Annotated in this window: 8 protein-coding genes; 7 read left to right on the top strand and 1 reads right to left on the bottom strand. The window is 39.7% G+C overall.

The window, feature by feature from the left end:
* The first annotated feature begins 2 nt into the window (after positions 1–2).
* The 4 genes from B9Y87_RS14540 (at position 3) to B9Y87_RS21970 (ending at position 3,549) form a co-directional block, all read left to right on the top strand.
* Complete coding sequence (locus tag B9Y87_RS14540) at positions 3–803, top strand: alpha/beta hydrolase (RefSeq protein ID WP_085499705.1); 801 nt, start codon at positions 3–5, stop codon at positions 801–803.
* 721 nt (positions 804–1,524) lie between these two features.
* Positions 1,525–1,815, top strand: a complete 291-nt coding sequence (locus B9Y87_RS14535; protein WP_085499704.1) for a helix-turn-helix transcriptional regulator — start codon at positions 1,525–1,527, stop codon at positions 1,813–1,815.
* Between the two features lie 10 nt (positions 1,816–1,825).
* On the top strand, positions 1,826–2,164 hold the full coding sequence (locus B9Y87_RS14530; RefSeq protein ID WP_085499703.1) for a helix-turn-helix domain-containing protein: 339 nt from the start codon (positions 1,826–1,828) through the stop codon (positions 2,162–2,164).
* An 824-nt stretch (positions 2,165–2,988) separates the two neighbouring features.
* On the top strand, positions 2,989–3,549 hold the full coding sequence (locus B9Y87_RS21970; protein WP_176225642.1) for a BfmA/BtgA family mobilization protein: 561 nt from the start codon (positions 2,989–2,991) through the stop codon (positions 3,547–3,549).
* 373 nt (positions 3,550–3,922) lie between these two features.
* On the opposite strand, the gene B9Y87_RS14520 is transcribed toward B9Y87_RS21970, so the two are convergent.
* Positions 3,923–7,966 carry a hybrid sensor histidine kinase/response regulator gene (locus B9Y87_RS14520; RefSeq protein WP_245808719.1) on the bottom strand — a complete coding sequence of 1,348 codons (4,044 nt, stop codon included), beginning with the start codon at positions 7,964–7,966 and terminating at the stop codon, positions 3,923–3,925.
* Positions 7,967–9,800: 1,834 nt separating this feature from the next.
* On the opposite strand from B9Y87_RS14520, the gene B9Y87_RS14515 reads away from it, so the two are divergent.
* Genes B9Y87_RS14515 through B9Y87_RS14505 form a run of 3 tightly spaced genes read left to right on the top strand, consistent with a single transcriptional unit; the run spans position 9,801 to position 14,432 of the window.
* On the top strand, positions 9,801–10,904 hold the full coding sequence (locus B9Y87_RS14515; RefSeq protein WP_085499701.1) for a glycoside hydrolase family 88/105 protein: 1,104 nt from the start codon (positions 9,801–9,803) through the stop codon (positions 10,902–10,904).
* A gap of 60 nt (positions 10,905–10,964) precedes the next feature.
* Positions 10,965–12,878: an ulvan lysase-like protein gene (locus B9Y87_RS14510; RefSeq protein WP_085499700.1), complete on the top strand. Its 1,914-nt coding sequence runs from the start codon at positions 10,965–10,967 to the stop codon at positions 12,876–12,878.
* A 30-nt stretch (positions 12,879–12,908) separates the two neighbouring features.
* A complete protein-coding gene (locus tag B9Y87_RS14505) occupies positions 12,909–14,432 on the top strand; it encodes a sulfatase (RefSeq protein WP_085499699.1) in 1,524 nt (507 codons plus the stop codon).
* Positions 14,433–14,543: the final 111 nt, after the last annotated feature.

Below are 14,543 nucleotides of genomic sequence, written 5' to 3'. Positions count from 1 at the left end.
GCATGAGCAATTTTAGAACCGTTGAACTTTCGGACGAAGCGTTTGAAAATGCTGGACTAAGGTTTCTGACCATCAAAACCAAAAGCTTGAAGGGTAGGGGGGACATTTGCCTGTTTATACCGGAGGTTGAGGAAAAATTAACCGATCTTCCCATATATATTCTTCTGCACGGAGTTTACGGAAGTTCTTGGGCCTGGGCCATGAAAGGTGGGGCGCATATTACGGCAAAAAGATTAATGGATATGGGCGAAATACGTCCGGCCATTATTGCCATGCCTTCAGACGGCCTTTGGGGCGACGGTTCTGGCTACTTATCCCATAAGGATAAAGACTTTGCGCAATGGATCGTCTCCGATGTTCCAGAGGCCATAATTGAAACTATAGCCGGAGCAACCAAAAACTCCCCATTATGCATTGGGGGATTGTCTATGGGCGGATATGGTGCATTGATGCTTGGGGGGCAATACCCCCGTAAATTTAAGGCTATTTCGGCCCACAGTGCCATTACCAAGCTTGAGCAGATGAAAAATTTTGTTGAAGAACCGTTGGAGAAATATACTATTCAAAATAAGAATATCAACGTTATTGATGTTCTTCAAAAGAACAAAAAAAACTTACCGGCAATTAGGTTCGATTGTGGAACCAAGGATAATCTCCTGGAAGCCAATAGAACTTTACACCAGGAAATGTCCGCATTGAATATTAACCACATCTACGAAGAATTCGAAGGTGGTCACCAATGGCCGTATTGGCAGAAGCATTTGGAACAAACTTTAAGTTTTTTTGACCAGTGGATTGGCTAGAGCTTGAGGTTATCAATAGCTAAGAAACAACAAGCACATTGGCCTCATCCAAAACATGGTTAGTAAAGATTTTTAAGTAAATATCGGTAATCCTTAGGGAGTTATTGCCCAATCATACGCTGATAGCCACTATTGGTTTATCCCTTTATTTTTCGATGGTGACTCAGAATTATGAATAGGCTGTAAAATTAACACTCTATATCAGTATCTTTTGTATTGATTTAAAGACGTTAGTTTATTTTCTTTGTGATTTGAACAGTAGAAAATGTTTGGTACTGTCATCATAGTTTGTAGGTAACAGATAGTCATGGGGTCATTTCCCGATAATATAAAACTTTAGAATGCTGCCCAAACTTTTGCTAATCCTGTGAGTAAAGGAATCAGCAGTTAAGTTGCTCGCCCTCTAATGTTTCGCTTTAAGCTTGACCAGATCGATAAAGTTCATTCCTCTGCCATAGAACATGATTAGGGCATAGTTTTTGGAATGACAAAGAGGGCTTTACTACTCTTATTCCAATTTCTTGATAAACTGGCGAAATTCAATTTAGTTTCCGCGATTAAATACCATTAAATGAAAATTGCGTGTTGCGTAATTATGAACGATTTTTAAGAATCCTTGCCAATCCCTCAAAAACTATCGTTTTAATAAGTTAAAATTTTCCAGATCTTCTCTGCACGTTACTTGCTTCTCTAATTTGAAGAAAATCTTAAAGCAAATATCATGGAAGAAAACGAAGACGTAGTGGGGCTGCTATCCGACATCAAGGGACTGCTATCCCATACCAAGAAAGTAATGAACGTAGATGATCTGGCCGCATACACCGGACTCTCCAAAAGCAAGATCTACAAGCTGACCCAGCTAAAGCTCATCCCCATGGGGAACAATCCCCATATCCGCCAAAAATTTTTTGACAAGGATACCATCGATACCTGGTTGTTGGGGGAACCCGATCTATCGGACGAGACCTTGGAACACCGTTTCAATGAGTCCCTAGTCAAGAACAGGAGATAATTGTTCGGGTATGAAAACGACAGAGAGAAATTTTCAGGGGATCTGGATACCAAGATCGATCTATCTGAACACGGAGGTGAACTGGTACGCAAAGATCCTGTTCCTGGAGATACACAGCTTTACCGAAAACGGTTTGGAATGCTACATGTCCAATAAGTACATCGCTTCCTTTCTAAATATTTCCGAACGACAGGTCACCAGGTACATTTCCCAGTTAAAGTCCTTGGGCTGGATAGAGGAAACCTCCTTTAATGGAAGAAAGCGCTACCTGAGAAGCATGTTGTATTTTGAATATGACACTGGCGACCCTGACCAGACAATACTTTCATGGGAGTCTGGACACTTTTGACAGGGCGGCATGGACATAAGTGTCTAACATAATAAACAAGTAATAAAAAAAGATAAAAAAACAATTTAGCTCTAAACAGAGAGAACGAAAATTGAAATTCAATATTGGAATGGGTGATATGGAAAAGGGATGGTCAGATGAGTTTTTAAAAAAGCAAACAGGGCCAAAACCGCTACGCGCTCCAGAGCTTTTAAAAAAAGATTTTTTAAGTCGGCAAAGAATAGGTTGTCTATGCCGATCTTGATTTCGAGTGGCGCAACGAATAAGAGTTTCTTAGGGCATTTTTGAAGGTATCGGAACCAATGTGCCGAATTTCAAAAAGTGTAGAACATTTCGCTTAAAAAAGGGTTGCTGGTTTTTAGACCCTGTTCAAATACAAGCGGAACTTTGAAAACCTTGGGATAAAAACTCATATCAAGACCAATTTGAGCTTTTCCCAGATAGGAGACCGATACGGGACACAGATCTCGGATAGGTCCGTAAGGATGTTCGACCGGTTAAAGTTGAACGGCCCGAGTCGAAGAAAATAGCTGGTGAAAGAAAAAAAATGACCTTTTGGAACGAACGGACCGATTAGAAAGGGCATTAAAAAAATTATAACTAGAGAGAAGCTTTTTTGAAGTTTTAAAGAAGGTCTTCCGCTGCGAAGTGAAACGGAGCAAAGGAATAGCAAGAGGGTAACGGGCCAAGGCCACGTTACAATATATAAGTTATTGATTTTCAATGAATTGAAAATTATTTTACTTCTAGATCTGGAAAAATTTGAGACAAACGGCATGTAAACGCCCATTTTTAGGGGAGAATTTGCGACAAAACAGAAAATTATGAAACCATTTATAGGTATTCGTTTTAAGAAAGATACAGCAAAGCAGTTCCAGACGTTCTCGAGACGGTTTTTCAAGACCCATACGGAGGCACTGCAAACGATGTTGGATTTCTTTTTCTATAACGAGATTTCACCAAAGGAATCCCTTGGTCCCAATGGGAGGACCATAACTAACCTGATAAAGAAAAGGTTTGATGCGATGGCGGCCATGATGAAGAATATGGAAAAGAATGGAGTACTTCCGACAAAGGCCATGATAGAACTTTTATTTGAACACTCCCCCCAAAAGAAACGGAAACAAGCTCCCTTGTTGATGGAGGGTCGTCAAGACGATCCAGAAAGGGACAGGTTTTTTAAAAAGGTGGAGGAGGCGCTTGTTATGGAAAGAGAATATACCAATCTAAAACGCGACCTAAGGCAGAACAGGGCAGAATTTATTACCCTTTTGAACAAGGTACAATTGGTGAAGAGCAGATTTGGGAAGCCCAGGTTACAATTGGACATGAGCCCTGAAGAGTTCGAAAAGCTTAAAATAAAAATAGAAAAAGAATTGCAATAGAATTGCCCTATTGGATGATTCCGTAAAACAAATCCAATCCTTGTGGAAGTTGAAAAACCTCTGGATTTTACAACCTCCTCAGGACCGCTCATAAAAGCATGGGGCCTAGAAAAAACGCCCCATGCCTTTATCCTTGCCAACGCTCGGTTATTGCCATGGATCAAAAAAATGCCGTTCCAAATTTACTTAAGCAAGTGCGCCCTGTCCGATTTTTGCTAAACGATTATCTTCCCGAACACTACAAAAATCGGACAGGATCCAGGCGCAAAGTTTAAGGGTAAGTATTTGGGACTTGAAGTATTTTGTTTTATTGCCATACTATTTGGATTCTTCTAGATCGGTCCAACTCAGTGATTTTAAAAACTAATCGTAATTATTCCGTATAATTTCTTGAGAATTTTTTACCGTATTTTGAAGGTGTCTCCCCATATTTTTTCTGGAAACATTTACTGAAGTATTTGGGATCCCTAAAACCAACTTTATAGCTCACCTCAGAAATGTTCATTTCGTATTTTTCCAAATAAAGGGCCGCTCTTTTTAATCGTATTTCATTGATGAACTCATTGGGAGTGAAGTTCGTCCACGCCTTGATTTTGGAAAATAAAATTGTTCGACTTACTCCCAATTCCCTACAAAATGAGGGAATGTCAAACTCTATGTTTGCAATATTTTCCTCTACGATATCCATTGCTTTTTTGAGCAAATTTTCGTCCAATGTAGAAACCGTTAATTCATTGGGTAATAATCCAGTTTCACTAGAAAACTTATCCTTGAGCCTTTGGGTAGACTCCAATAGGTTTTTAACCCTAAGCTTAAATTCCGCAATATTAAATGGCTTGCTTATGTAATCGTCAGCTCCACTCTCCAAACCTTCGAACTTATATATTAAGGAAGTCCTGGCAGTGAGGAGGATGACAGGAATATGACTTGTGCTTATGTTTTGTTTTATTTGGGCACAAAGCTCGGTACCAACCATTTCAGGCATTATAACATCGCTAATTATTAAATCAGGTATATGTTTTTGGGCTTTAATTAAACCCTCCTTGCCATTTTCCGCCTCCAGAACTTTATAGTCTTTTATTAAAAGGTTTTTGAAGAAGGATCTAAGTTGTTCATTGTCTTCAACCACCAGTATGACCGGCAAGTCTTTGTCTACTATTATATTGTCCAAAGAATCTTGTAAAACCAATTCTTTAGGGGATAACTGTGAGGTGTATTGGACAATATCGTCACTAAATTTAAAATCGGATATAATTTCGTCCTCCAAAAGATGTTCCCTTCCCACAGGTAGTGTAAGCTCAAATATAGAGCCATGAGGTTCATTGCTTTTTACAACTATTGAACCCTTATGTAGTTCAATAATATTCTTAACTATAGAAAGCCCAATGCCTGTGCCTTTGTTATAATCATTTTTAATATTGTCATCTGAAGGGATATCAAAGAAACGGTCAAAAACCTTATTTCTATATTCCTCTTTAATTCCAATTCCGGTATCCTTAATTGTAATGTAAATATTATTTGTGTCTTTTTTTACCTCTATTGCTATTTTTGCACCTGGGGGGGAGAATTTAAATGCATTGGAAATCAAATTATAAAATACCTGTTCCAACTTAGGTCGGTCATAATATACCAATATCTGTTCATGTGAACAATCCAGGGTATATGTATAGCCTTGGTCTTGAGCAAATTCGCTAAAAGACAAATATATTTCTTGTAAAAATTTCACAATATTACCTTCTGCTGCCCGTAATTTGGATTGGTGATCTTCCAATTTTCTGAAATCCATCAGTCTATTTATGAGTTGTAGCAAATGATTGGCACTGCTTTCTATCACCAACAATTTTTTATACATAATGCTGCTTCCTTTGTAATCCGCCAGAATTTGTTGCAAGGGGCCTGAAATCAAGGTTAGGGGAGTTCTAAAATCATGGGAGATATTGGTGAAAAATTGCAATTTTGCCTTATTGGTTTCTTCTTTACGCTCGTTTTCCAATTGTTCCCATCGTAGATCCTGTTTCAATTTTGCTTTGGACTTCATTATAGTGTATAGGCCATATAATGCCGATACAAGCAGGAGACCGTATATGGTATAAGCCCAATTGCTTTTCCAAGGGGCTGGTTTTACAGTTATATTCAATGTTGTTGGAGCTTCGTTCCATACCCCATCATTATTGGCGCCTTTTACTTCAAACATATAATCACCAGGTTTTTGAAGGGTAAAAAATGCTTCTGTTTTATTGGTATAGATCCAAGAATCATCGAGCCCTATAAGGCGGTAGGCATACTGGTTATTGTTAGGGTTAATGAAATTTGGTATGGCATAATTAATGGAAAAGTTGGCGTTGTCATAACTCAAGGTTATTTCTTCGGAATAAGTAATTGATTTGGCTAGAATCTCTTCGTTACCTTGAATTGGTACGGATTGATTCCTTATTTGTAAATCGGATAGGATGACCTTAGGGGAATACGTGTTCCTTACCAATTTCTCAGGGTCAAAAGAAGTAACACCTTCAGCTCCCCCAAAATACATACGGGAACCCGCCGATCGTAAACCTGAGTTTGGACTAAAGTCGTTGGTGCTCAATATATCCCTTTGGTCATAGATTACAGCAGTTTTATTTTTGGTATCGTACTTTACTATTCCTCTATCACAACTTAACCATAAATAGCCTTGAATATCTTCTATAATAGTATAAATGGTAGAAATTGGGTTTTGTTGGTCCAGGGTAACCCTTTCAAAAGTGGAGCCATTAAATTTTTGAAGGCCTATAGTCTTAGTACCTACCCAAATTTGATGATTACTATCCTCGAATATGGTCTTTATATCATCTCCTGAAAACTCATCAACAAAATAATAGGATACGTCGTAGGAACCTTCATCGTTAAAACGAATAAAATTGAGTCCGCCAAGTCCACCTGCCCAAATACTGCCAGACTTATCAATTAGTATGGTCTTAATAATATTGGTGGATAGTTTTGGCTCTTCCCCCAAAGTTTTGCCGAACACACGGAACGACCTATTTTTTAGGTCATATCTTACCAGACCCTTGCCAAAAGTACCTAGCCAATATATGCCATCATTGCCTTCCTTAATTGCATACACCCCAGTGTTTTGTACATACTCTAATAGTTCATCTGTTATTGTGTTGTTCTGTATTTTCTTTGTGCGAATATCATACACATAAACCCCATAATTCAGCACTCCCACCCACAGCATGGATTTACCGGAAAGTAACATTGTCTGTATGTTATTAGGTCTAAATTCATTGGTATTGGTAACGTTTAGAATGTCAATGGTATTTTTTTTAGGATTTAGAATGGTAACGTCGCCTCCTTCAGTTCCAAAATATAGGTTTGAATTTTCATCCGATACAATAGCAGTTACCACATTGTTATTAATCTCGCTATTGGTAAAGTTGACAAAGTTTTCGTTGGATTTGTCCCAAATATTGACGCCACCACTGTACGTGCCTACCCATATGGAACCATTCTTATCCTTAAAAATGGATTTGATGAAATTTTGGCTCAAACCTGCCGTTTGATTGCGATTGTTTTTAACGTCCCATACCTTTCCTTCGGGGTCAATAATTTTTATGCCATTGGTTGTGCCCAACCAAATGGAGCCATCATTGGAACGTTGTAGTACCCTGACATCAGTAGAATTGGGTATTCCAGAGTACTTTGGTATTTTGAATTTTTTTTGTTCCGTATCAAATAGTATATATCCATTGTATTTGGTGGCTAATCCCAAGGTGTTTGGCGTAGTTTCAATAATATCTTGGATAAATAAATCTTGAGAGTCATTTTCCCATTTAAATTGTTCAAACTCAAACCGATCTCCATTTCTGCCAATTAATTTGGCCAATCCCCCAGAGGTGCCAATCCAAACATCCTTATTACTATCCACAAAAATACGTTGAACATTCTTGTAAGGAAGACTCGATATGTTACCTTCCACATAGGGAATGTTCCTAAAAGCTTCCTTTGCCTTATCGTATACAGAAATTCCATTGGCAGTTCCTAACCAAACTTCGCCATTATCCATTTCTTTAATACAGATGACTACGTTGTTGCAAAGGGAATTGGGAGATTTAGTTTGATAGTAGCGCTTAAATATATTTTTTACCGGATCATATCTATTGAGTCCGTTATATGTGCCCACCCAAATATATCCATCACTATCTCCCTTGATAGACAATATATCGCTATTGCTTAAAGTGGTAGAGTCGCTAGGTTCATTTTTGAAAACATCAAATCGAGTGCCATTATATTTGTTCAGGCCATTTCGGGTGCCTATCCACATTTGTCCCAACTTGTCTTGTTCCATAGCTATAACGGAACTATTGGAGAGTCCGTCTACAGCCGATAAATGTTTAAAATGGAAATTGACGGTCTGAGCCCATGAGCAAGTGGACATTATCACAAAAATTAAGATCAATCGATGTAGATTGTTATAAAACATCCTCAAAATTTAGGTCCAAACGATAAAAATATATTCTACATGCAGCTTCATGTTACGAATCATCAACTGATGCTTTTGCAATGGTAAAATATGGCTTTTCACTATGGTTTGCAATAATTTGGGACTTAATATGGAACTGTTATTAATCTACTGATGCACAATAAACCCAATTGTATTAAAATTAATGAATTTTTGGCAGCAGTATAAAGGTATTACGTGGTAAAGGCCATATTGTAAATAAATGGGTTAAGCAAGGACATTGCACTAATTCAAAATGTTATAATCCTGAGTAGAGCTTATCGATTCTTTTCAGCCTTGAGCCTAGTTTAAAGCCTTGTAATCAATATTGGGCCAAACCAACATTATAAAGTTAAAAGGAAACAATATGATTGGATGGTTGCCATTGCCCGTCTCCATTTCTAAACGAGGATTGGATTTTAATTTTCTTAGGGTTCATGCAAATACTATTGCATAATATTTTTTCAATTTTTAATGAGAAGAGTTTGATACTTCACTAGAAAACATCAATTGTCATCTTAACAATCCAGCTAGGCACAAATCCTATCCTATAAGCCCGTGAATACACCACACTTCCCGTTGGAATTTCAAAAGGTTTTTGATAAACAGACCATACTTTTGGATCAGCGCCGACCTTTTCAATTAGTTTACACCCTATTGAAGCCCTTCAGTGGTACAGCCGGATGTAATTTTATTGTTGGCGGATGTAATGTCGGGTTCTGTTGTTATTGGCTGGGTTTCAGCCCCATTTCATAACTGGGCAATCAATTCTCTTTCCGGAAGGTTTGGTTGATCTGCAATTTCTGTAATCCAACGGTCCAATTAGGCTTGCAATTCTTACAATTTGTCACCTTAAGATGGGGCACAGGCCAAATTATATATCACACGCGGATCGAAATTATAATCATTCAATTTTTCAGTGTCTTTGTTTATCCTAAATTAAAGTGATTAATGCTATACAAGTTGCCTTCATCGCGCCAACGCAATATCCTAAATGGTTGGTATCCATTACCTAACCAACTACAAAATGGTGACTCGCTCAGGTAATTCGATCGCGGTTAATATTGCAATTTCCTTTTCACTATTCTTGGGTCCAGTTAGGCAACCATCCAGCAGTATTCCTAGTAAGTAATAAATTACTAAAGGCCAAGCATTTTTATTAAATAAATTCATCTTATGTACCTATTTGGTTTATGGTAAATCGGAGTTCTGATTACAATTTGAACTCCGCCTCTTTTTTAATCCAATCTGGAATTTTTAAATTAGGACTAAAGTGGATGTCTTTTATAAAACATTCTGCACCTTCAGATTGCAGTTGTGTTTGACCGGTATCCAATTTTTTTCCATCACTAGTTTTTGGAGTGGAAAGGGCCATGACTAGATTGCCCTTGGTTAGATGAATAGCACTAACATTAACAAAATATAGGTCTGCCTGTGTCCAATTTACATGTGGACATTCAGCATCAACCTTTCATATGGTTCTGATTGTTTTGTTCAATTTTTCGGAATCTTGATTCCATTTTACTGTATGATGAACAGTTATAGTTGCTTTTGTACCGGCCAAGGTATGAAGCTCTCCAAGACAACCTTTATGGCCTTTTTGACGAGATATAAATTTTGTTTTCATAACCAATATACACAGGACACTACAGGATACAATTTCGGAGAAAGTCCACTAAAATTGTAAAGGACATTCTTATTGATATTCCGAGATCTTATGGAAGGATAAGGCTCAATTAATTCAAGATAATCAATCACTTAAAAAGACTACATGAAAACATTTCAATTACTGCTCATTTCTTTATTGTTAGGTCATTTATGCTTTGCACAGGACATAAAACCACAGGAGGTAAGAAACATAATGAAAAAGGTCTCCGATTGGCAAATGGACCATATCAATGACAGTTACAGTAATAAAAAACCACACCATCCACTGCATTGGACCAATGCAGCCCTTTATGTTGGTATGGCCAAATGGGCCCAAATGGCCAATGATGACACCTACTTTAATTGGTTAAAAGGAATAGGCAACCAAAACAATTGGCAATTGCACGAACGAAAGTATCATGCGGATGATCATGCCGTTGGCCGCATGTATGCTGCCCTCTACAGAAAATATGGTGAAGAAGAAATGTTGGAGCCTACTATAGAACAGTTTGGCTTTCTTATGCACCATCCGGCGAACACTAAATTAAACTGGGGAAGCCCTTATCATCAAGATCGATGGAATTGGTGTGATGCTCTTTTTATGTCGCCTCCTGTTTGGGCCGATCTTTATAATATTACAGGGGAACAGAAATATTTGGACTTTATGTTGGAGGAGTACAAGGCTACTACCGAATTCTTATTTGATGCCGAGGAACATCTTTACTATAGGGATGAAAGATTTAAAGGAAAATTGGATCAGGGAACCAAAATATTTTGGGGACGTGGAAATGGCTGGGTATATGCCGGTCTAGCAGATATTCTATCCAATCTAAAACCGCAAACCAAGGAATATGAATACTTCCTGGATATTTACAATAAAATGTCCATAAAACTTCTTGAACTACAGACTCCAGAGGGGCATTGGGCAATGAGCTTATTGGGCCAAAAATTCTACCCTACTCCAGAAACAAGTGGTTCTTCATTCTTTGTGTATGGTCTGACATGGGGCATCAATAATGGAATATTAAAAGGAACTAAGTACAAAAAGGCAGTGGTTAAAGGGTGGAATGCCATGGCAAGTTATGTAAATGACAAGGGCATGTTGGGCTATGTACAACCCATTGGCGCCGAACCGGGAAATGCAAGTCCGGATAAAACCGAGGTGTACGGAACAGGTGCCTTTTTAAGTGCCGGTTCTGAAATTTACAAAATGGTTGGCGGCAAATAAAGGAGGATTTACCAACCATCCCCTAGAACATAAATGGAGCTAAATAATTAAATAGAGCAGATGGAACGCAAGGCATTTATACAACTCTCAACAATAGGTGGAATAGGTTTGACGCTCCCCATGGCCTCATGGCTAAATTCATGTAGCCATAAAACGGAGCCTACACATTCTGCGGAATTTAAGAAGCTGACCTTCGACCTGCTAAAGGACTGGTGCGATGGAATGATCCGTGTTCAGATTTTGGATCCCAGTGATACCAAGGTACACGGAATGTTGAAATGCCCTGCCTGTGATGTGGTTCATGCACGGAGTATGGATGCCGTTTACCCTTTCTTACATATGGCTAAGGCTACGGGTGAAAAGAAGTATCTGGAGGCAGGAATAGCTGCTTTTGAATGGGAGAGGAACGTTAGCCTTCCGGATGGAAGTTGGTCCAATGGCCTGGACCCCAAATCGTGGAACGGTACCACTATTTTTGGAGCCATAGCCCTTGCCGAAGCCCTGCATTATTACAGCGATCTATTGGATGATGCTAGATATGAACATTGGAAAGATCGTTTGGGCCAAGCGGCCGAATTTATTTATGAGAAGTTTACTATATCGTTCACCAATATAAACTATCCGGCCACTGCCGTTTACGGGCTTAACCTAATTGGAAGGGTACTTAATAATGACAGCTATATAAAGCGTAGCAAGGAGTTGGCCGAGGAGCTAAAGGCTTATTTTACAGAACCAAACCGTCTATTGTTCGGAGAAGGGAAACCTAGTGATAAAAGAAGTGCCAAAGGATTGCCGGCAGTTGATCTGGGGTATAATGTGGAAGAGTCCCTGAATAGTCTGGTCATGTATGCCTTACATGTAAATGATGAAGAACTATTGAACCTGATCACCAAATCCTTGAATAGCCATTTGGAATTTATGTTGCCTGATGGGGGCTGGGACAATAGTTGGGGTACCCGTCAATTTAAATGGTCTTATTGGGGAAGTCGCACTACGGACGGATGTCAGCCTGCCTTCGGAATGATGGCGCACAAAAATCCGGCATTGGGTACGGCTGCGGTAAAAAGCACGCAACTGTTGCGTCGTTGCACGGCCGACGGCCTGTTGCATGGCGGTATCCATTATCTATCCCATGGTATAAAACCCTGTGTGCACCATACTTTTTCCCACTCCAAAAATTTGGCCGTTATGCTCGACCATTGGGATCACCTACCCGAAATAAATACTACAGCACCCTTGCCCAGAACCACAGCCGATGGAATAAAGTATTTTCCCGAATTGGATACCAATCTTTTCGCCCGTGGCGATTGGCGTGGAACGGTCACTGCCTATGATGCCATTTATAAAGATGGACATTATAGACAAGCAACCGGTGGGGCCTTGTCGGTACTGTACCATAACAGGGTAGGACTGTTGTGCGCGGCAAGTATGGCCATTTATAAATTGGTGGAACCCTATAATCAGCAACCGAACCCCGGGGAAGATTTTGCCTTTACCCCCCGTGTGGAAACATTTAAGGACGATGTGTGGTACAGCAATATATTTGATAGGGCGGCAACCGTGACCTCCGGAGATACCGAGGGGGAAATACGGTTAAATGCAAAAGCACAACTCAAGAACACAGAAAATGAAGCGGTCACTGAAACTGCATCAGATTTTGAACTGACCTATACTTGTTCAAAGGATGTAATGCGGATTACTGCAAAAACTGCCCAACCCATAAAAGAAAAAACGGCATTCGTACTTCCCATAATATCGCCTACAGGGGAGAAGGTTCTTCAACCTAACCCGAACGAAATTACTGTTCAAAAACCCGAAGGGCAAGTGAGCATCAAGGCCAATGTTCCTTTGACCATAAAAGGAATTCCAAGGGAAAGATCATTCAATATGGTGCCTGGCGCAGAGGCCATTCCAATCATGGCCTTTTTTGAAGAAACCACAAAGGAAGTAGAAATAAGTATTGAAGTTTCTTAAGCGACCGACATAAACATATTCGATCGATAAATGAAAAATGGAGTTTATATAATTTTTTTGCTGGGTTTACTTCTTTTGAACGCCTGTAAGGAAGGAGATAAAATAGGTGAAATCCTAAAAAAAGAACACCCCAATGTACTTTTCATTGCGGTGGATGATCTCAACAACATGTTAGGGGTTTTGGATAGGTATTCCAATACAAAGACCCCCAACCTGGATAAACTGGCTGCTAGGGGCATTATGTTTTCCGACGCCCATTGTCAGGCACCTTTGTGCGGCCCTTCAAGAGCCTCCTTAATGACAGGCCTGCGCCCTTCTACCACAGGGATTTATGGTATGATCGACGATAATAAGATTCGCTCGGAAAACCCGGCGACCAAGGACATTATTATGCTGCCTGAATACTTCGGGAACAACGGATACCATACCATGGGTATTGGAAAATTGTTTCATGACCATGCTCCCGAAGGTGTTTTGGAAGAATCCGGTGGCAGGGTAAAGGGTTTTGGACCATATCCTAAGGAGCGTTTGGTTTGGGACGGTTACGGTACAGCTGACAGGGAAAAATATGGAAGAACGAGTACGGATTGGGGAGCTTTTCCCGAAGCCGATTCTTTAATGCCCGATCATAAATCGGTGGACTGGGTAGCCGAACGCCTGAATAGAAAGTATAACAAACCTTTTTTTATGGGAATCGGTTTTTTACGGGTACATGTACCCTTGTATGTTCCTCAAAAATGGTTCGATATGCATCCGCTGGATAGCATAAAAACAAGGCCATATAGGAAGGATGATCTTAACGATGTTCCCCCAATTGCGCTACAGATCAATGATCTGCCCATGATGCCCTCTACGGAATGGGCCATTGAAAGTGGGGAATGGCCTAAGATTATCCAGGCCTATTTGGCCTGCATTAGTTATGTGGATAATGAAATAGGTAGATTGATAGATGCCTTGGATAATAGTAGTTATGCAGATAATACGGTTATTGTCCTATGGTCCGATCATGGATATCGATTAGGAGAGAAGGGCACCTTCGCCAAGCATGCCCTGTGGAATTCCGCTACCAATGCACCGCTATTTTTCGCTGCGCCCCAATTGCCAAAGGGTAAGATAATGGATACACCGGTAGAAATGCTTTCCATTTACCCAACCCTTTTGGAATTATGTGGGTTACCTGCCTATGAAAGAAATGAGGGTATAAGTTTAGTGCCTTTAATGCAGGATAAAGAAATGGACGAAACTTATGTGGCCATAACGACATTTGGAATGAACAATCATACCGTAAAATCCGATAAGTTCCGTTACATCCAATATGAAGATGGGGGAGAAGAGTTTTATGATCATAGATACGATAAGAACGAATTCGCCAATCAAGCTGAAAATCCCGAATATCGAAAGGAAATAGAGCGGCTAAAAAGGTACTTGCCCAAAACCAACGTGCAATGGGATCCAAATTCATCCTATACCTTTCAACCCTATTTTGTAGAGAATAAAGCCAGGACCAGCGGATCGGACGGTAGCCCGATAAAGGTTATTGGAGCGCCTCAATAAATATTCCCAAACCCAGTTATGTATGGGGTCTTTCGGCCCATTCATTCTGATCTAAAGTGGTAAAAGGACAGGATAGAGCAGGATGCACTTGCCTTGGCCTATAGGTACTTT

Origin of the sequence: Arenibacter troitsensis (assembly GCF_900177645.1) — a bacterium.
Lineage (GTDB): Bacteria > Bacteroidota > Bacteroidia > Flavobacteriales > Flavobacteriaceae > Arenibacter > Arenibacter troitsensis.
This window is presented reverse-complemented; position numbering and strand designations above follow the sequence as displayed.

What these genes read in the sequence shown, in the direction of transcription:
- B9Y87_RS14540 (WP_085499705.1), top strand. Translation starts at nt 3, where the DNA reads ATGAGCAATTTTAGAACCGTTGAACTTTCGGACGAAGCGTTTGAAAAT.
- B9Y87_RS14535 (WP_085499704.1), top strand. Translation starts at nt 1,525, where the DNA reads ATGGAAGAAAACGAAGACGTAGTGGGGCTGCTATCCGACATCAAGGGA.
- B9Y87_RS14530 (WP_085499703.1), top strand. Translation starts at nt 1,826, where the DNA reads ATGAAAACGACAGAGAGAAATTTTCAGGGGATCTGGATACCAAGATCG.
- B9Y87_RS21970 (WP_176225642.1), top strand. Translation starts at nt 2,989, where the DNA reads ATGAAACCATTTATAGGTATTCGTTTTAAGAAAGATACAGCAAAGCAG.
- B9Y87_RS14520 (WP_245808719.1), bottom strand. Translation starts at nt 7,966, where the DNA reads ATGTCCACTTGCTCATGGGCTCAGACCGTCAATTTCCATTTTAAACAT.
- B9Y87_RS14515 (WP_085499701.1), top strand. Translation starts at nt 9,801, where the DNA reads ATGAAAACATTTCAATTACTGCTCATTTCTTTATTGTTAGGTCATTTA.
- B9Y87_RS14510 (WP_085499700.1), top strand. Translation starts at nt 10,965, where the DNA reads ATGGAACGCAAGGCATTTATACAACTCTCAACAATAGGTGGAATAGGT.
- B9Y87_RS14505 (WP_085499699.1), top strand. Translation starts at nt 12,909, where the DNA reads ATGAAAAATGGAGTTTATATAATTTTTTTGCTGGGTTTACTTCTTTTG.